This window comes from Actinoallomurus vinaceus, from assembly GCF_039542055.1.
GTDB lineage: Bacteria > Actinomycetota > Actinomycetes > Streptosporangiales > Streptosporangiaceae > Actinoallomurus > Actinoallomurus vinaceus.
Window position 1 is genome coordinate 250,324 of sequence record NZ_BAABHK010000005.1, and the last position, 15,095, is coordinate 265,418.

At 66.9% G+C, this 15,095-nt stretch carries 21 protein-coding genes and 2 pseudogenes; 12 read left to right on the forward strand and 11 right to left on the reverse strand.

What is annotated here, in order from left to right:
- Positions 1-190: 190 nt before the first annotated feature.
- Positions 191-373: a hypothetical protein gene (locus ABEA24_RS19835; protein WP_345432416.1), complete on the forward strand. Its 183-nt coding sequence runs from the start codon at positions 191-193 to the stop codon at positions 371-373.
- Here ABEA24_RS19835 and ABEA24_RS53570 read toward each other — a convergent pair.
- A pseudogene (locus ABEA24_RS53570) lies at positions 326-463 on the reverse strand (helix-turn-helix domain-containing protein); the annotation flags it as partial. The gene ABEA24_RS19835 and the pseudogene ABEA24_RS53570 overlap by 48 nt on opposite strands.
- 209 nt (positions 464-672) lie before the next feature.
- On the opposite strand from ABEA24_RS53570, the gene ABEA24_RS19840 reads away from it, so the two are divergent.
- Together ABEA24_RS19840 and ABEA24_RS19845 are read left to right on the forward strand one after the other, a co-directional pair.
- Positions 673-1,206, forward strand: a complete 534-nt coding sequence (locus ABEA24_RS19840) for an RICIN domain-containing protein (protein WP_345432418.1) — start codon at positions 673-675, stop codon at positions 1,204-1,206.
- A 90-nt stretch (positions 1,207-1,296) separates the two neighbouring features.
- Positions 1,297-1,800, forward strand: coding sequence for a hypothetical protein (locus ABEA24_RS19845; RefSeq protein WP_345432419.1), 504 nt, complete (start codon positions 1,297-1,299; stop codon positions 1,798-1,800).
- Positions 1,801-1,854: 54 nt separating this feature from the next.
- Here the strand turns inward: ABEA24_RS19845 and ABEA24_RS19850 are convergent, their stop codons facing one another.
- The gene (locus tag ABEA24_RS19850; protein ID WP_345432420.1) at positions 1,855-2,838 is read right to left on the reverse strand and encodes an alpha/beta hydrolase fold domain-containing protein; all 984 of its coding nucleotides are present in this window, start codon (positions 2,836-2,838) and stop codon (positions 1,855-1,857) included.
- A 126-nt stretch (positions 2,839-2,964) separates the two neighbouring features.
- Entirely contained in the window at positions 2,965-3,729 is a 765-nt protein-coding gene (budC, locus tag ABEA24_RS19855; protein WP_345432421.1) for a meso-2,3-butanediol dehydrogenase, read from the reverse strand.
- Between the two features lie 135 nt (positions 3,730-3,864).
- Between budC and ABEA24_RS19860 the strand changes: the two genes are divergently transcribed.
- Positions 3,865-4,446 (forward strand): TetR/AcrR family transcriptional regulator, encoded by a 582-nt coding sequence (locus ABEA24_RS19860; RefSeq protein ID WP_345432422.1) that lies wholly within the window; start codon positions 3,865-3,867, stop codon positions 4,444-4,446.
- A 151-nt stretch (positions 4,447-4,597) separates the two neighbouring features.
- On the opposite strand, the gene ABEA24_RS19865 is transcribed toward ABEA24_RS19860, so the two are convergent.
- The 5 genes and pseudogenes from ABEA24_RS19865 to ABEA24_RS19880 form a co-directional block, all read right to left on the reverse strand.
- Entirely contained in the window at positions 4,598-5,269 is a 672-nt protein-coding gene (locus ABEA24_RS19865; protein WP_345432423.1) for a hypothetical protein, read from the reverse strand.
- Between the two features lie 62 nt (positions 5,270-5,331).
- Positions 5,332-5,469: pseudogene (locus ABEA24_RS19870) on the reverse strand (IS630 family transposase); the annotation flags it as partial.
- Between the two features lie 203 nt (positions 5,470-5,672).
- Complete coding sequence (locus ABEA24_RS53575; protein WP_425551207.1) at positions 5,673-5,765, reverse strand: DUF397 domain-containing protein; 93 nt, start codon at positions 5,763-5,765, stop codon at positions 5,673-5,675.
- 23 nt (positions 5,766-5,788) lie between these two features.
- Positions 5,789-5,881 (reverse strand): DUF397 domain-containing protein, encoded by a 93-nt coding sequence (locus ABEA24_RS19875; RefSeq protein WP_345432424.1) that lies wholly within the window; start codon positions 5,879-5,881, stop codon positions 5,789-5,791.
- A complete protein-coding gene (locus ABEA24_RS19880; protein WP_345432425.1) occupies positions 5,872-6,648 on the reverse strand; it encodes a helix-turn-helix domain-containing protein in 777 nt (258 codons plus the stop codon). The genes ABEA24_RS19875 and ABEA24_RS19880 overlap by 10 nt, the downstream gene beginning before the upstream one ends.
- Positions 6,649-6,792: 144 nt before the next feature.
- Here ABEA24_RS19880 and ABEA24_RS19885 point away from each other — a divergent pair, with 144 nt between their 5' ends.
- From ABEA24_RS19885 to ABEA24_RS19900, 4 genes are all read left to right on the forward strand, one after another.
- Positions 6,793-7,233, forward strand: a complete 441-nt coding sequence (locus tag ABEA24_RS19885) for an ATP-binding protein (RefSeq protein WP_345432426.1) — start codon at positions 6,793-6,795, stop codon at positions 7,231-7,233.
- On the forward strand, positions 7,230-7,448 hold the full coding sequence (locus tag ABEA24_RS19890; RefSeq protein ID WP_345432427.1) for a hypothetical protein: 219 nt from the start codon (positions 7,230-7,232) through the stop codon (positions 7,446-7,448). The genes ABEA24_RS19885 and ABEA24_RS19890 overlap by 4 nt, the downstream gene beginning before the upstream one ends.
- Positions 7,449-7,480: 32 nt before the next feature.
- Positions 7,481-8,194 (forward strand): hypothetical protein, encoded by a 714-nt coding sequence (locus ABEA24_RS19895; RefSeq protein ID WP_345432429.1) that lies wholly within the window; start codon positions 7,481-7,483, stop codon positions 8,192-8,194.
- A 130-nt stretch (positions 8,195-8,324) separates the two neighbouring features.
- Positions 8,325-9,086: a dienelactone hydrolase family protein gene (locus ABEA24_RS19900; RefSeq protein ID WP_345432430.1), complete on the forward strand. Its 762-nt coding sequence runs from the start codon at positions 8,325-8,327 to the stop codon at positions 9,084-9,086.
- Positions 9,087-9,347: 261 nt separating this feature from the next.
- On the opposite strand, the gene ABEA24_RS19905 is transcribed toward ABEA24_RS19900, so the two are convergent.
- Entirely contained in the window at positions 9,348-10,055 is a 708-nt protein-coding gene (locus ABEA24_RS19905) for a hypothetical protein (RefSeq protein WP_345432431.1), read from the reverse strand.
- A 399-nt stretch (positions 10,056-10,454) separates the two neighbouring features.
- On the opposite strand from ABEA24_RS19905, the gene ABEA24_RS19910 reads away from it, so the two are divergent.
- The 3 genes from ABEA24_RS19910 to ABEA24_RS19920 are packed head-to-tail and all read left to right on the forward strand — an operon-like array spanning position 10,455 to position 12,854.
- The gene (locus ABEA24_RS19910; RefSeq protein ID WP_345432774.1) at positions 10,455-10,967 is read left to right on the forward strand and encodes a flavin reductase family protein; all 513 of its coding nucleotides are present in this window, start codon (positions 10,455-10,457) and stop codon (positions 10,965-10,967) included.
- A gap of 53 nt (positions 10,968-11,020) precedes the next feature.
- The gene (locus ABEA24_RS19915) at positions 11,021-11,785 is read left to right on the forward strand and encodes an AfsR/SARP family transcriptional regulator (RefSeq protein WP_345432432.1); all 765 of its coding nucleotides are present in this window, start codon (positions 11,021-11,023) and stop codon (positions 11,783-11,785) included.
- 40 nt (positions 11,786-11,825) lie between these two features.
- Entirely contained in the window at positions 11,826-12,854 is a 1,029-nt protein-coding gene (locus tag ABEA24_RS19920) for a methyltransferase (RefSeq protein WP_345432433.1), read from the forward strand.
- 71 nt (positions 12,855-12,925) lie between these two features.
- On the opposite strand, the gene ABEA24_RS19925 is transcribed toward ABEA24_RS19920, so the two are convergent.
- A complete protein-coding gene (locus ABEA24_RS19925; protein ID WP_345432434.1) occupies positions 12,926-13,885 on the reverse strand; it encodes a hypothetical protein in 960 nt (319 codons plus the stop codon).
- 261 nt (positions 13,886-14,146) lie between these two features.
- Here ABEA24_RS19925 and ABEA24_RS53580 point away from each other — a divergent pair, with 261 nt between their 5' ends.
- Positions 14,147-14,377, forward strand: coding sequence for a DUF6059 family protein (locus ABEA24_RS53580; RefSeq protein ID WP_425551215.1), 231 nt, complete (start codon positions 14,147-14,149; stop codon positions 14,375-14,377).
- Here the strand turns inward: ABEA24_RS53580 and ABEA24_RS19930 are convergent.
- Complete coding sequence (locus tag ABEA24_RS19930; RefSeq protein WP_345432436.1) at positions 14,289-15,023, reverse strand: LuxR C-terminal-related transcriptional regulator; 735 nt, start codon at positions 15,021-15,023, stop codon at positions 14,289-14,291. The genes ABEA24_RS53580 and ABEA24_RS19930 overlap by 89 nt on opposite strands.
- Between the last annotated feature and the right edge of the window lie 72 nt (positions 15,024-15,095).

A 15,095-nucleotide genomic window follows, 5' to 3' on the forward strand; every position in this document is an offset into this window, starting at 1 on the left:
CCGCCTGCAGTTCCGCGGTGCGTCCGGTGAAGTCAGGGATGTCGGCCGGCAACTGGGCCGGTGCGGGCCAGGGCGATCGGCGCGGCTCGCCTGGCGGTGTGCTCGCTGAATCGTCGATGGAGACTGTCGAGGCCGGTGGCCGGGGTGCTCTGACCCTCTCGGTAAGTGTGATCGTATTGCGGGCCGAGGGGTGAGTCGGCAGATCCAGGGCGGGACCGTCGGCGAGGGCCCGCTGGCCGACGCGCCGCATGAGATCTCGACTTCCCTCCTCGTCGAGTCCGAGCGCCTCGGCGAGCAGTCGCACCGTCTCGCGATGCGGCTTGGAAACCTTGCCGCGTTCCAGGTCTCCGATCGCCCGCACGCTCATCCCTGATCGTTCGGCGAGCTGTTCCTGCGTGAGCCCAGCCGCGATCCGCCGCGCGCGGAGCGCGGCACCAAGTCCTGCGTCTGACTGGCGGCGCACCCGAACCCCCGATTCGCGGTGAAACTGCCGAAATTTCTGCCAGTGATTCTGCCTGGAGTCCCCGCCTCTGTCTACGGATGATGTTCAAGGCAGTCAAGGCCGCTCTCAACAAGTACGGCGCGGGATCCGCTCCTGCCGTCCGGTCGACCACGGCGGACCCACCGACGACCCCATCCCTCCGCAAAGCGAAAGACGACGAAGGACGATACATGCACAAAAGGCTCGCCGACTGTCGCCGTGGCGCCACGGCGGCCGCTGGGACGCTCTTCATCTCCGCATCGATCGCAGCCTCACTCGTAGGCCGCGCCGACGCCGTTCCCGCCGGCCCTCACGCGATACCCCCGCCGCTTTACAACATCCAACTGATGGACGCCGCGACGGGAATGTGTCTTGAGAATCAGGCGCCATACGTCAGCGACGGAATAGGCACCGACAACTGCTACAACGATTTCGCGTCCCAGCGTTGGAACCTGGTGACCGTCAATGGCTCGACCACCATCCAGAGCTACAGTGACGGCCACTGCGTGACCGTGACCGGCCAGGTCGGCTGGGAGCCTTTCATGGCTCCGTGCGACGGTCGGGCGCGGCAGGTATGGAACGCATCGCCCGGCGCCTCCGGCTCCCAGTTCGAGAACTCCGACGGATACGAATGTCTGGACAGTAACAAAGACGGGATGGTGTACGGAACACCGGGCGTATGCATCGGCACCAACCGGTATCAGAACTGGGTCATCAAATACTGATTCCAAAAACGGTGGAGCCACTACCACCCAGGGGATACCACCAAGCCAGGGCCTGAACAAGGCTCCAGACCATCAGGAGAATCGATGCGAATGACGAGAATCGCCGCAGCAATCACAGCCACGGGACTCGCCGCCTGCGCCCTGTCGGGCCTGACGGCAGAATCCGCGCGCGCCGCCTCGTGCCTACGGACAGTGGGGAAAATCGAGCCCGTGGTCGCCGATGGGCAGCATATCGGAATATTCTATCAGGGCTTCGATCAATGCAACAAGACCGCTTATGCCGAGTTCCACTTCGACAGCTCGGACACCTCAAGTCGAGTGACGTCGACCGACCCGTACACCGACAACGAGATCAAGATCACCCGCGTTCCCCGATACGACCAGAACATCACGAACCACAACCTGCCGAACGGCGCGTTGTACTGGGACGCGGGGTCGATGTCGGTCGAGCACGCCGACGGCGAACAGTTCTCCGCCTCGGCTCACTTCTATTTCTGGACGCACAGCAAGATCGCCGAGTGCTTCGTGGAAGTGTCATGGGACTACTCGGACGGCCACCAGGTGGATCGCGCCAACTGGTGTAACGATAGATGATCTCAATTGGAGAGCCTTGGCGACGGTCGTTGCGCCGCCAAGGCTCTCGATATCTCAGCCGTGCAGACAGCGTGAGAGGAAGTGGTGCCAGGTGCGCTCGAACGATTGCGCGAGGGAGGACGCCGGCACGAGTAGATCCCACGCGTGGAAGGCATGCGCGTAGACGTGCAGTTCGACCGGAACTCCGGCTGCCATGAGACGAGTGGCGAAGTCGATGTTCTCGTCGCGGAACACGTCGAATTGGGCGGCTGCGATGAACGTCTCCGGCATCGCGTGCAGCTCTGTGGCGCGCCCGGGCGCGGAATACGGGTCGACATCAGGCCGGCCGGCGCGGTCGCCGAGTACCGCCGCCCAGGCAAGGAGGTTCTCGCGGCGGTCCCAGACGCCGATATCGGTCACTTGGTGGCTCGACGGTGTTTCGTTGCGGTCGTCGAGCATGGGGTAGTTCAGGGACAGCAGGCAGGGGCGTGCCGCTCCGCGGTCTCGGATCATGAGCGCGCCGGCCGCGGCGACCGCACCGCCTCCGCTCACTCCGGCGATCCCGACCCGGTCGGGATTGATCTGATGTTCCTCGGCATGGGCGACGAGGTAGGTGTACGCGAGGTAGCCGTCCTCGGCTGCGCCTGGCGCAGGCGTCTCCGGTGCCAGTCGGTAGTCGACGACGGCGATGACGCTGCGCAGCGACAGGGCGAGGGCGCTGGGGTACGCGGTGTCGTCATGTGCGCTGCCGAGAACCTGCCCGCCGGGGTGGAAATAGGCCAGGGCGGGCAGAAGGCGGTCGGTGTCGGTCGGCGTGAACAGGACGACATCCAGCGTGGACTGGTCGGGTCGCTGTACGTGGAGGGTCTCGACGGCGATCCGGGGGTCTGGTGCCGGAGCTGGACGCTGCGCCATGGCCGCGTTCAGTTGCGCCCGCAGTGCCGAAATGTCCGTGAGGTCCATGACGCCGCCGTTGGCGGTCCTCGGCATGGCCGCCAGCGCGGCGGCGAGCTCGGGGTCCAGGGATGCGGGGTCCAGGGATGCTGGAGAGGGGGTCATGAGTGTTCCTTGTGAGGTTGTGAAGTCGCCGTCGTCGCGCGGGCGTCCCCGCTCGGGTTCCAGATGGGTGCCTTTCGCGCCCTGCGGGCGGAAGGCGGATCGCCCGTTCAGCTGACGTGCGTCGGGTCAGAACAGGTCGGGTTGCCCGCTGGCCGCGGTGATGCCCCCGTCGACAGGAAGCACCGTTCCGGTGATGAAGCGCGCGTCGTCGGAGGCAAGGAAGCCGACCGCGCCGGCGATGTCCGCGGGTGTCGAGTAGCCGTTGAGGGCCCTGCGCTCGTTGAAGCGCTCGATCAGCCTGCCGGCCTCGGGGATGGCGGCATGTTCGTCGCTCAGGGTGAGGGCCGGGGCGACGGCGTTCACGCGGATGCCGAACCGACCGAGGTCGAAGGCGAGTCCGCGGGTGAAGTTCACGACGGCGCCCTTCGCGGCGTTGTAGGCGGTGAGCCTTCGATCACCGCCGAGACCGGACGCCGACGCGATGTGGATGATGCTGCCCTGAGTCCGCTTCAGGTGCGGCAGCGCCGCCTGGGCCCCGAAGAAGCAGCTGTCGACGTCGGTGCTCATGGTCAGCCGCCAATCGGACAGCGTTGTCTCCTCGAATTCCTTTCCCACGCCGGTACCGGCGTTCGACACGAGCACGTCGATCCGGCCGAAACGGTCGGCAGCGGCCCGTACCGCCGTGTCGAGGTCTCCCTGTTCGGTCACGTCGGTGACGACGGCGAGCGTGCGCTGCGTACCGAGTTCGGTCGCGAGGGCATCGAGCCTGTCCTTGCGCCGCGCCGCCAGGACGACGTTCGCTCCCTCCGCGGCGAAGCGTCGGGCAATGCCCTCGCCGATGCCGGAACTGGCTCCCGTGACCACAACCGTCTTGCCGTGGAAACGCTCCAAGGTGCGCCTCTCATCGTTTCTGGGCAGCGTCGGGATACGAGATCCGAGCCCCCGATGAATCGTCAGTGACTGTCGCTAAGTAGTGACAGTCGCTGACGATACGCTGCGTCAGTGACTGACGCAACCTGCTACGCTGTGGACGTGCCGCGAAACGGAAAGGTCGTACGAGATCGGCTGCGGCAAGCCGCGCTGGAGCTGTTCATCGAGCACGGGTTCGACCAGACCACGGCTGAACGCATCGCCGCCCGCGCCGGCGTGACCGAGCGGACCTACTTCCGGCACTTCGCCGACAAACGCGAAGTGCTGTTCGGCGCTGAAGCGGAGCTTCGCGACGAGCTGACGCGTGCCCTCGCGGCGGTTCCCGCGCATCTCGAGCCGCTACCGGCACTCCGGGCCGCATTCCACGAGGTCGTGCCGCTCGTCGAGCGCAACAGGCCCGTGACGGAGCTCGGTGCGCGCGTCATCGCGGCGACACCCGCACTACAGGAGCGCCAGCTCGCCAAGTGGGCTGCGCTCGTCGCTCTTCTCACCGACGCCCTGACAGCACGCGGCGTCGACGCGTACGCCGCGCAACTCTGCGCTCAGGTAGGGGTGAACGTCTGCGCCATCGCCATCAAACGCTGGATGGACGACCCGTCGGCCGGTCTCGATGCTGAGCTTGAGCGCGCATTCCACGAGCTGTACGAGGCTTCAACCGCACTCAAAGTCCCAGGTTGACCAGCCGACGCCAGGAGCGCCCTGCCTAGTGCTGTGACCACATAGGTTCGCCGGTTTGTGGCGCACGGGTTCTCAGAGAGTGCTGCTTGAAGTCTCCACCGTCGGCGGATGGCCGTTCCCCTCGCGACCCTTTGAGGGCCTGGATGCCTGTCTACCAACCCAGCTGAGATTCCCCGAAGCGCAGTCCCGTGCCCTGCAACCAATCCCGTGCGGCTTCATCCGAGTTTCGCGTGCCGATGGACAGGTACACGGTGTGCATGCCTGGAGCAGGTTCAGGGCACTGCTCGGTCCATCTGCTGTTGAGGCACAGTTGGACGCCACAGAGGTTGGAGCTTGGTAGGCCGCGCAGCGCCGAGAACCAGTCGATGTCGATTGACAGAGGGCCACAGGCTGCGACTGCGTCGTCGATCTCCGTCTCGGTGCACTCATCTTGGTCACGGATGGGAAAGGTGGAGGGCGTCTTTCCCTTCATCAGCTGGAACTGCACTTTTTGCGGCAAGGGCCACAGGGAGGCCAGTTCGGGTTGCAGCTCCGTTTCCACCCAGCGAGGGAACGTGTCCCGGAAGCCCAGGCGGTCTAGGGTCTTCCAGAGTTCCTGGACATCCGAGTCCTGGAGGTCCCGCTCTGAGCAAAGGAACGTGCCGCAGGTGAAGTACTGTCGGGCGTGGTGGAACTGTTCCTGCGTGGCAATGTCGTTGAAGTTCAGGGCAGGCATGTCCGGCGTCCCGGCACCGAATCGGGCAAGCAGTTGACGTGCGAACAGCAGAGCACTCCGCGCGTCAGGCAATGGTTCCAGCACCTGGTAGAGCATCGATGCACCCATCGGCCCACCCCCTCACCCGCACCATAGTTGTGGCCGGACCCATCAGGCCATCGAGTTAGCACTCAGGCTACGGCCCTGAGTGGGCGGCCGCCCCAGCGGATGCCCTTCTCGCTGCGGATGCGGGCGCGTTCCTTGCGTTCGGTGGCCAGGACGTCGCGGTGGCGGGCGTTGGCGTTGCGCCAGCACAGGTAGGCGTGCAGAGGCCAGCGGCATCATCACCCGCCGGTACGCACGGAACTGATGCTGCCCCGGCGCGTGATCTGCTGCAGCTTCTGCCCCTCCTGGTCGGTCAGTCTGCGCACACGGACGGGCTCGGCCACCACACCTCCAGCAGGCGGATCGAACGTCACCCCACATCCAACCGCCCCGACCGGCGACCCGGCGAACCTATGCGGTCACAGCACTAGACGTCTTCGAAGACGATCACCTCGACGCAGTTACCGCCGTTCTCGGTGCTACGAGTGGACTTACGCCATTCGGCGCGGCTTAAATCCATTTGTGGCCGTCCCTATTGTGGGGTCACTCGTGCTCGATGGCCGTGACCTCGACGCACATGCCGCCGTTCTCGGTGCTACGAGTGGACTTGCGCCATTCGGCGCGGCTCAGGTCCATCTCTCGGACACCACCTTCGTGATGAGGTCGACCGACTCCTGCTGCGACAGGGTGAAAGTCCGGATGGACTCCCAGGTGTTGGACAGAACCGAGATATCATCCCGGTTGCTCGTGACCATGCCGCGAACGGCCGTTTCTACGTAGGCTACCTCGCCGCCGTCGACGGTGGCGAGGGTGAATCCGCCCCCTCTGTGTGGATTCGCTGCGGCGGGAACCACCTGAATGGTTATCAGGGGGGATACGCGGCTTACGAGGTATTCCAGTTGTGCACGCATGACGGTGGCGTCTCCTACCTGGCGATAGAGGACCATCTCGTCGATGACGCAGCGAAGGGTCGGGGGACTGTCTCGGGAGAGGATCTCCTGGCGCTCCATCCGTGCGGCCACGGCCGCCTCGTCGCTGTTGAGCAGCGCACGAGCGTACTCCTCGTTCTGGAGGAAGCCGCTGACGACCATAGGCTCGAACGAGCGGAGGATGGTGGCGGCGCGTTCCTCTTCGAGCCAGGGGCGGAACCAGCCGGGTGGGGTTTCCTCGGTGAGTAGGTCGTAGAGGTCCATGAGGACTCCGGCGGGCAGGCCGAGTGCCTTCTCGACGGAGCCGACGGCCTGACCTTTGGGGCGTAGCTGGCCGGTCTCCAGGTTGCTCAGCCAGCCTTCGGAGTAATTGACCCGTTGTGCGAGCTGTGCCTGGGTGAGCCCGTCGGCCTGCCGGTAGCGACGGATCGCCGCGCCCAGTTTGAGCAGGGTTGGGCTGGGGGGATTGCCCATTTGGTACCTCCGCGCCGGAGTTCAGGTTTCTTCGAGAACTCCTCATTCGTCTTCTGGTGTTCGTGTCGCGTATTCGGTCGCGTACGCATTGTAGTCGGCGCGCGGCATTGTGGAGGCCCAACGAAGACGACGGGAGAACGGCATATGGCATCCCGCGAAACGACCGAGCTGAGAATTCTCGGAGAACTCGAAATTCCCGCTGCGGCGCCGGACGTCGGCCGAATGCGCCGGTGGGCGTACGACATGCTCGGCCCGGCCTATGAGGCGATCGCCGACGACGTCGTACTCCTCGCCTGCGAATTGGCGACGAACGCGATCCGCCATTCCGGCTCCGCCACTGTGACGATCACGCTCGCCGCCCTCGCCGACGCTGTTCGCGTCGAAGTGGCGGACGCCGGCAGCGCCGATCGGGTCCCCAGGATCGCCGACGCGGGACCGGACGCGACCGGAGGGCGCGGGCTGCACATGGTCGACATCCTCACGGGCGGCCGATGGGGCACCTACACCGGCGAGACCGGACGTGTCGTGTGGTGCGAGACGGCCTTCCCGGAGCCGCGCGCCGTACGAGAGGGGCCGGAGGCGTGACGCCGGAGGAACGGCTCCAGCACTCGCTCGCCGAGTTCCACGCGATTCTCGACTCCATGCGGTCCACCGGGACGTCGCAGGTCGCGGAGGTCCAGCAGTTGCAGATCCTGGTCGCCAAGTATCCCCACCACGCACGTAACTTTCTCGCCGACCTCGACCCGCCAGGCCGGGAAGGCCGCCACCGGGCCGAGAAGGGCAGACGTCCGACACAGTGATCGGACCGGCTTCGGGGAGACAGGAGGCATCCTTGGGCTTCGACCTCAACTGCTACCTCACCATCGATGCCAGGGTGCTCCCGCTGTACGACCGGGTCATCCCGGGCGGCGCGGCGTACGCCATCCCGGCCAGGGGACGGGGGCTGCCCGCAGGGTGGGTGCTGCCGGTCCCGTGGCGACTGGAGTACGCGTTGGACAACGCGGTGACCATGGTCGAGGACGTCATCGAGACGGGGGCCGTCGACGAGTGGCGGGCCACCGCCGGTGTGCCACGGACACCCGACCCCCTGGACGCCTTCGACGATCTGGACCTGCAACTGACGTCTCTACTGAGTCTGGCGTCGGCCTCCGGCGTGATGGTGATCAACGACCGGACGTTCGGCGGGTTGCGCATCAATGAGTACGCGGCGGTGTGCGTGGCGGGGCGGCTTCGCGCCGCCTACGGGATCGACTACGGAGACGCGGACCGTAGCCCCGGCCGGGCGTTCGAACTGCGCGACGGCGCCTACCGGCCGGTCGACTCAGCGCAGGTCGATCCCGTCGCTCAGTGCGCGGCCGTCCTCGACCCGCGATTCACGGGAGCCTTTCTCTTCGACGGCTACCTCCCACGCGAGGCCGAGCCAACTGCTCCCAGGCGGCGACCGTACGAGGCGGGAGGGTCCCCGGCGATCCGCCGGGACCTGGCTCATGAATGGGCGGCGTACTTCCCGGTCCTCGCCCGTCTGTTAGCATCGCCGTGCTCGTGATCGATCGGAGGAGGTGAGACCCATTAACGCTGTTGCAGGCTGGGTGCTCCCCTCTCGTACGAGTGGGCGGTTCATCTGACATAGGTGGCCACGGGAGCGCCCGCAGGGCATCCCGAAAGGCAATCGACCTATGCGTTTCATCTCAGAGACGACCTCGAACGGCGTCGCAGAACGTTCCTTCACTCTCGAGAACATCCCCGGCGTGCTCTGGTCACCCGCCGAGGCCACCGGTGGCCGCCCGTTGGTGCTGCTGGGCCATGGCGGCGGCCGGCACAAGAAGGACCCGCGCCTGGTGGCCGTCGCCCACCGCTACGTGACCGCCTGCGGTTTCGCGGTGGCGGCCGTCGACGCACCCTGGCACGGTGACCGTCCCAAGACCGAGGAGGGCGAACGGCTCATCGCGGACATCAGGGAACGGATCGCGGAAGGCGAGCCCATCGCACCGCAGATGGCCCGCTACAACGCCGTGATGGCGGAGCGGGCCGTTCCCGAGTGGCAGGCCGTCCTGGACGCCCTCCAGGACCTGGACCACGTGGGTGCGGGCGAGCCGGTGGGGTTCTGGGGCACCTCGATGGGCAGCGGGATCGGCATTCCGTTCGTCGCGGCCGAACCGCGGATCACCGCCGCCGTCTTCGGTCTCGCGGGTCACAATGGCCTGGCCGAGGCGGCGGCACGGATCACCGTCCCGGTCGAGTTCCTGATGCAGTGGGACGACGAGATGGTGCCGCGCGACTCGGCCCTCGCGTTGTTCGACGCCCTCGCCTTCCAGGAGAAGACGCTCCACGCCAACCCCGGCCGCCACGCGGAAGTGCCCGCGTTCGAGTTGGAGAGCTCACTGCGCTTCTTCGCCCGCCACCTCCTCCAAGCCGACACTTCCGCCACGGCGGCGTAGCCACCGCCCCTCAGACGGGCTTTAGGCGCGCGGGGCGGCGGCACCTCAGTGAGCATGTGCGCCGCTCCGCCAGGGCCTTGGCGTCGTTGTTGACGCTCATATCGGGGGGAACCTGGCGGTGTGCCGTCAACCACGGCGACAAAGTGGCACCACCGGCGGCAAGGTGGCCGCGGGGCAGGCACGGCGACGGGGACGGCGTGAGTCGGGGGCCGGAGTTCTCGGTGGTCGTTCCGGGGGAGAACTCCGGCTCGTCCTGCCCGCTTAGCGGACGGTGACGGTGGCCGTGGCGGAGACCGCCGCGACGTAGATGGTGCTGCCGGCGTAGCGGGCCTGCCAGGTGCCGGACTTGGACGCCTTGACCTTCTTGGTGAACGCGCCGCCCTTACCGGTCGTGACCGAGCCGGCGTAGGTGTAGGTCTTCGCGCCCTTCTTCTTGAAGTAGAGCGCGACCTTCTGGCCCTTGAACCCGGCGTAGGCGGAGGAGCCGTTCCAGCGCTTGAGGATGCCGGAGACGGTGAACTTCTTGCCCTTCTTCACCTTCGCCGGGGAGGCCTTGAACTTCGAGATGGAGATGTTCCGCTTGACGGAGATCTGGACCGTCTTCTTGGCCTCGGGGTTGTCGGACTCGTAGTCCGTGGCCTCGACGTCGACGTTCCAGGCGCCTGCGGCGTCGTAGTTGTAGATGAACTCGGAGCCGGTCCACAGACCGGCGCCCGTCTTCTTCAGGACGATGAACCCGGCGCCGCTGCCCTTGACGGGGGCGAGGTTCGCGGTGACGTTGTCCGTCTCGTCGTTGGTGCGGACCTCGACGGTGACCGCCTTGCGGTTCGTCGCGGACTGGACGACCGTCGTCGGCGTCACCTTGACGGACGTGATGACCGCGTCGCTCGCCTGCGCGGCGGCGGGCAGAGCGGTCATGGTCGCGCCGCAGGCGGCGATGACGACACCCGCGGTGAGGACTCTTCGCACGAAGACTCCCTGCTATCGGCAATAGGACCTCAGTAGGACGTGCCGATGATGATCTTGGTTGCACTTGTTCGCCGAAAATGCGCGAAAGATCCGGCAGGCCGGGGCGCGCTCGGTCGGCCGCGGCGCCCGTGAGCCGGCCCTCCGGCCGCGCGGCGGCGGGGGACCGGTCTCAGCCCGGGGGCCGACGGCCGGCCCTCCTCCGAACGTACGAGAGGCCGTACCAACGGGGCGGTCCGCCGAAAAGAAAGTACGATTTCCGCCGCCACAAGTGCGATGCGGATTTCATCAGATGTGCGGAAGTCAGGCCGGGCGCTGCTCGCCTACGATTATCAATCGTTAGCCGGGATTTAATCCCGGTCCGAGAAAATCGCTGCTTGACGGAGTCGTCTGGACATGGACATGGTCACCGCTCGGAACCGGTCAGTGCACGACGAAAATGTTCTCGACCAACGGGAACTCCGTGGCGTATGCGGGCTCTTCGTGACCGGCGTCACCGTCGTTACGAGTCAGGCGGGAGGTGTACCGGTGGGGGTGACGGTGAATTCATTCACGTCGGTCTCGCTCGACCCGCCCCTGGTCCTCTTCTGCATTCACCACAAGTCGCGGGTGTGGCCCGTGGTCAAGGAGGCGGAGGCCTTCACCGTCAACATCCTCGCCGAGGACCAGGCGGACGTCTGCCGGGTCTTCGCCACCAAGGAGCACCCGCACTTCTCGATGGTCGGCTCCCGCGCCGGCCGTACCGGCGCGCCCATCCTCGACGACGCGCTCGGCTATCTCGAATGCGCGCTCCACCGTGTCATCGACGGCGGCGACCACCTGATCGTCATCGGCCGGGTCGTCGATCTCGGTGTTCAGCGGGACGACGGCCCGCTCACATTCTTTCGAAGCGGCCACTTGCGCCTTGAGATATGACCTGACTGCCAGGCGGAAGGAGAGCCGTGATGCGGTTTTCGATTCTCGGACACATGGAAGTCCATGACGCTGTGTCGCTCGTCGACGGCCCGAGCGCCAACAAGGTCCGCACCATATTGGCCACCCTTCTCGTCCGGACGAACACGGTCGTCTCCGTGGACACCCTGATCGAGGAGCTGTGGGGCGAGGTCCCGCCGCGGAGCGCCCTGTGCGCACTACGCGTGTACGTCTCCCAGCTGCGGAAGTTCCTCGCCGCGCACGACGGCACACCGCCGCGCTGCCGGCTCGTCACCCAGCCACCCGGATACCGGTTGGAGGTGGACGAGGGCGGTCTCGACGTCATCGACTTCGAGCAGCTCTGCGCCGCCGGCCGCAAGTCGTGGGCGGAGGGCTCGCTCGAACTCGCGGCCAAGTACTACCAGGAGGCCCTGTCGCTGCGGCGCGGGCCGATCCTGGGCGACCTCCGGATGGGGCCGGTGCTGGAGGGCGCGCGGCTCCGGCTGGAGGAGACGTGGCTGGCGGCCCTCGAACGGCGCGTCGACGTGGATCTCCAGCAGGGGCGCCACCTCGAACTCGTCGGGGAGCTGCGCGAGCTGGTCAACGAGCATCCGCTCAACGAGCGGCTCGGCGCCCGGCTCATGATCGCCATGTACCGGTCCGGTCGTACCGGAGACGCGCTGCGGGCGTACCGGACCCTGCGGGACTCGCTCATCGACCAGCTCGGCGTCGAACCCGGCCACGAGCTCCAGCTCGTCCAGCAGGCCGTCCTCGCCGCCGACAACGAGGCGCTCATCCGGGCGGACCTGTGGACCCTCTGACCCGACTCGGCAATGACCTCCGAACCGGAAGGACGACGTAATGCCCGTGACGACCGACGCGCACGTTGACCCGCTGAACATCATGCTGTCCGGCTGGTCGTTCATGAAGACCAAGATCCTGCTGGCCGCGATCGAGCTCGACGTGTTCACGCCGCTGTCCAAGCGACCGCTGACCGAGCCGGAGCTGCGCGACGAGCTCGGCCTGCACCCGCGCGCCACCCGCGACTTCCTCGACACCCTCGTGGCGATGGACGTCCTGGAGCGGGACGAGGACGACCGCTACCGCGCGACCCCGGACACCGAGCGGTACCTCGCCCAGGACCAGCGCACCTACCTGGGCAGCTTCCTCGGCATGACGGTGAACTTCCTGTCGCCCGCCTTCGACGGCCTGGTCGACACGCTCCGTACGGGCAAGGCGCACGGGGAGGACGAGAACGGCGAGGTCCCGTTCGCGCAGATCTGGCAGAACCCGATGGCCCTGCAGTTCTTCCTCACCGGCATGGACACGATGAACGGCACCATCGGCCCGGAGCTGGCGAAGGTGTTCGACTGGAGCCGGTACGAGTCGTTCGTCGACTGCGGCGGCGCGCGGGGCAACCTCGCCGCCGCGATCGCGCAGGCGCACCCCCACCTGCGCGGCGGCGTCTTCGACCTGCCGCCGGTCGAGGCGTTCTTCAAGCAGCTCGCGGCGGACCGTCAGGTCGCCGACCGGGTCGTCTTCCACCCGGGCGACTTCTTCGTGGACCCGCTCCCCGAGGCCGACGTCCTCATCTTCGGCAACGCCCTCCACGACTGGTCGGAGGAGCAGCGGAAGGAGCTGATCAAGAAGGCCTTCAACGCCGTACGGCCGGGTGGCGCGCTGCTGGTGTACGACCCCATGCTCGACTCCGAGCGGCGGCGCCTGGACAACCTCCTGCTCAGCATGTACATGCTCACCTCGTCCCCCGGGGGCTGCGAGTACACCCCCGACGCCTGCGCGGGCTGGATGCGGGAGGCCGGCTTCACATCGATCACCTCGAAGCCGCTGCCGGCGAAGGAGACGGTGGTCATCGGCCACAAGGCCGCGTGACAGCGCGGTCGCCGATGCGGCGGCGGAGGGGCCTCCCGGGCGTACCGGGAGGCCCCTCGTCGTTCCACCGGTCAGAAGCCGTCCGTCTTCATCCGGTACAGGAGCGTGTCGGCGGCGGCGCGGTAACGGTCGTCCGGCCGCAGGACGTTCTCCCGCAGGCACGCCTCGGTGAGCTTGATCGTGTGCTCGTCCCCGAAGTCGACGGCGTTGTGCAGCAACCATTCGGCGGACGGCGGCGTGTAGTCCGGGTCGGCCGCGGGAGCCACCGGCCCGCCGCTCGGGAAGGTCTCCCACATGGCCGCCGCCGCCCGGCGGACGATGTCGTACGCGCCCCGGTGAAGCGCGGGAGGAAGGTGGGGGAGGAAGAGTCGGAGCGCGGAGGGCGCGGTCACCGAATGGACCAGGGGGATCGACGGCCGCGGCGCCCCCTCGGCGTACCGGCCGGCGGTCGCGGCGGTGAGGGAGCTGATCGAGGCGCCGATGTCCTCCTGGGCGGCCGGGATCAGCAGCAGGCTCTCCGTCGCGACCTTGGGAACCGGGGTGTAACGCGCCGCCCAGTAGCCGAGCCCCTGGGCGAGCTCGCGCAGCTGCAGGCGGCTCGGCTCCTGCGCCGCGTCCAGGCTGCGTACGGCGTGGGCCGCGCGGATGAACCCGTGCGTGAGCATGCCGTACATCCCGGGCATCAGGCGCGGCCACCACTCGATGAGGACCTCGGTCCACGGCCGGCGGCTCAGCTCGGCGTCGAACATGTCGACCCAGTCCAGGACCCGCCGGAAGTCGCCCAGCGCGCGATGCCACTCATTCGGGTCGTCGGCGGCGATGGGGGAGCCGCCCTCCGGGGGGTCGAGATAGGCCCGCTGCCGCTTGTTGCCCTCGATCCAGGTCGCCACGATGTCCGCGCAGCCGATCGTCGACAGGGTCTCGGCGACCATGGGCGCGTGGTTCACGAAGCCCGGCCCGAACTCGAAGCCGACCCCGCGAAGCCGGTCGAGCGCGTCGTTGACGGCGTCGTTGTAGGTGACCTTGCTCATCTTGGACCTCCCTGGCTGATCTCCAAACAACTTAGCATGCTAACTAATTTTATGCCAGGCCCGTGACCGGAGGAGTAAGGTGCGGTTCGCCGTACAGTCAGACTCCTGTGGAAGGGGCGTGCCGCCCAACCGGGATTTCACCCATGCTTAAACGGTATCCGCGACACTGAGTGAGGCGGCTTCCTCGAAGGATGGAGAGGATTTCCGGTGTCCTGGCTCAAGGGTCGATGGCGAAGTGTGGCGCGTTTTCTTCGCGAAGGCATGATTTTCCTCGGAGCCGGATCCGGCCTGACCGCGGTGCCGGGAGTGTACGCGGGGGAGGGGAAGGCGCGCGAGCGGTCGGCCGGCCCTCTCGCGGGGCCTGCGCCGCTTCATCCGGAACGGCTTATCCCGGACATTCCACCTAGCCCCGAGGAGCGAGACATCTGGGCTCAATTTGGTCCGGTTGTGGGTTCGGAGACGGATCGTCCAGAGGCTCCGGGTCGGGAGTGAGCCCGATTTCGAAGGCGTAGATCACGGCGTGTACGCGATTCCGCAACTGCAGCTTGGTCAGCATGTGCTGAATGTGGGATTTGACGGTCCCCTCGCTGAGGCAGAGCCTGCGGGAGATCTCGGCGTTCGTATATCCCCGCACGATCTGCCGTAGGACGTCGAACTCCCGTGGGGTGAGCGCGGACAGCCGGCTCGCCGGGTCCTCGGGCGGCTCCGCGGGCGGCTGCTCACCGGACGCCGCGGGGCCGAACGACGAGGCCAGGAAGAGGGAGTAGCCGGCCGCCATCATGCGGATCGCCGTGCACAGGTGGTCGGTGCTGGACTGTTTGAGCAGCAGCCCCCGCGCGCCCTCATGCTGTGCCCGGAAGAAACGCGCCTCGGGTGCGTCGACGAGGATCAGAACCGCCGGTATCCCATTGCCGAACGTCCGCGACAACGCCCGCATCAGCTCGTTCGGCTCGGCCCGCTCCGCCGCGCCGTTGACGATGATGACGTTCGGCCGCAGCATCTCCGTTTTACGCACCGTGTCCGCGACATCGGCCGCCTCGCCGACGACCTCGAAATCCGCATATTCTCGGAGCGTCGCGACGAGGCCGTGCCGGGTGATGGTACGATCGTCCGCAACGAGAACGCGAATATCCGACATTTCTTCCCCAGATTGCTCATCGACTCTGGCGAACTCATATCAAACGCGATCCGGTTAATCGCGCGAACGGCC

Bases quoted from the DNA above. Each gene is read 5' to 3' on its own strand.
- ABEA24_RS19920 (WP_345432433.1), top strand. From the start codon at position 11,826: ATGCCCGTGACGACCGACGCGCACGTTGACCCGCTGAACATCATGCTG.
- ABEA24_RS19850 (WP_345432420.1), bottom strand. From the start codon at position 2,838: ATGACCCCCTCTCCAGCATCCCTGGACCCCGCATCCCTGGACCCCGAG.
- ABEA24_RS19915 (WP_345432432.1), top strand. From the start codon at position 11,021: ATGGAAGTCCATGACGCTGTGTCGCTCGTCGACGGCCCGAGCGCCAAC.
- ABEA24_RS19910 (WP_345432774.1), top strand. From the start codon at position 10,455: ATGGTCACCGCTCGGAACCGGTCAGTGCACGACGAAAATGTTCTCGAC.
- ABEA24_RS19880 (WP_345432425.1), bottom strand. From the start codon at position 6,648: ATGGGCAATCCCCCCAGCCCAACCCTGCTCAAACTGGGCGCGGCGATC.
- ABEA24_RS19845 (WP_345432419.1), top strand. From the start codon at position 1,297: ATGACGAGAATCGCCGCAGCAATCACAGCCACGGGACTCGCCGCCTGC.
- ABEA24_RS19885 (WP_345432426.1), top strand. From the start codon at position 6,793: ATGGCATCCCGCGAAACGACCGAGCTGAGAATTCTCGGAGAACTCGAA.
- ABEA24_RS19930 (WP_345432436.1), bottom strand. From the start codon at position 15,023: ATGTCGGATATTCGCGTTCTCGTTGCGGACGATCGTACCATCACCCGG.
- ABEA24_RS53580 (WP_425551215.1), top strand. From the start codon at position 14,147: ATGATTTTCCTCGGAGCCGGATCCGGCCTGACCGCGGTGCCGGGAGTG.
- ABEA24_RS19925 (WP_345432434.1), bottom strand. From the start codon at position 13,885: ATGAGCAAGGTCACCTACAACGACGCCGTCAACGACGCGCTCGACCGG.
- ABEA24_RS19900 (WP_345432430.1), top strand. From the start codon at position 8,325: ATGCGTTTCATCTCAGAGACGACCTCGAACGGCGTCGCAGAACGTTCC.
- ABEA24_RS19840 (WP_345432418.1), top strand. From the start codon at position 673: ATGCACAAAAGGCTCGCCGACTGTCGCCGTGGCGCCACGGCGGCCGCT.
- ABEA24_RS19875 (WP_345432424.1), bottom strand. From the start codon at position 5,881: ATGGACCTGAGCCGCGCCGAATGGCGCAAGTCCACTCGTAGCACCGAG.
- ABEA24_RS53575 (WP_425551207.1), bottom strand. From the start codon at position 5,765: ATGGATTTAAGCCGCGCCGAATGGCGTAAGTCCACTCGTAGCACCGAG.
- ABEA24_RS19865 (WP_345432423.1), bottom strand. From the start codon at position 5,269: ATGGGTGCATCGATGCTCTACCAGGTGCTGGAACCATTGCCTGACGCG.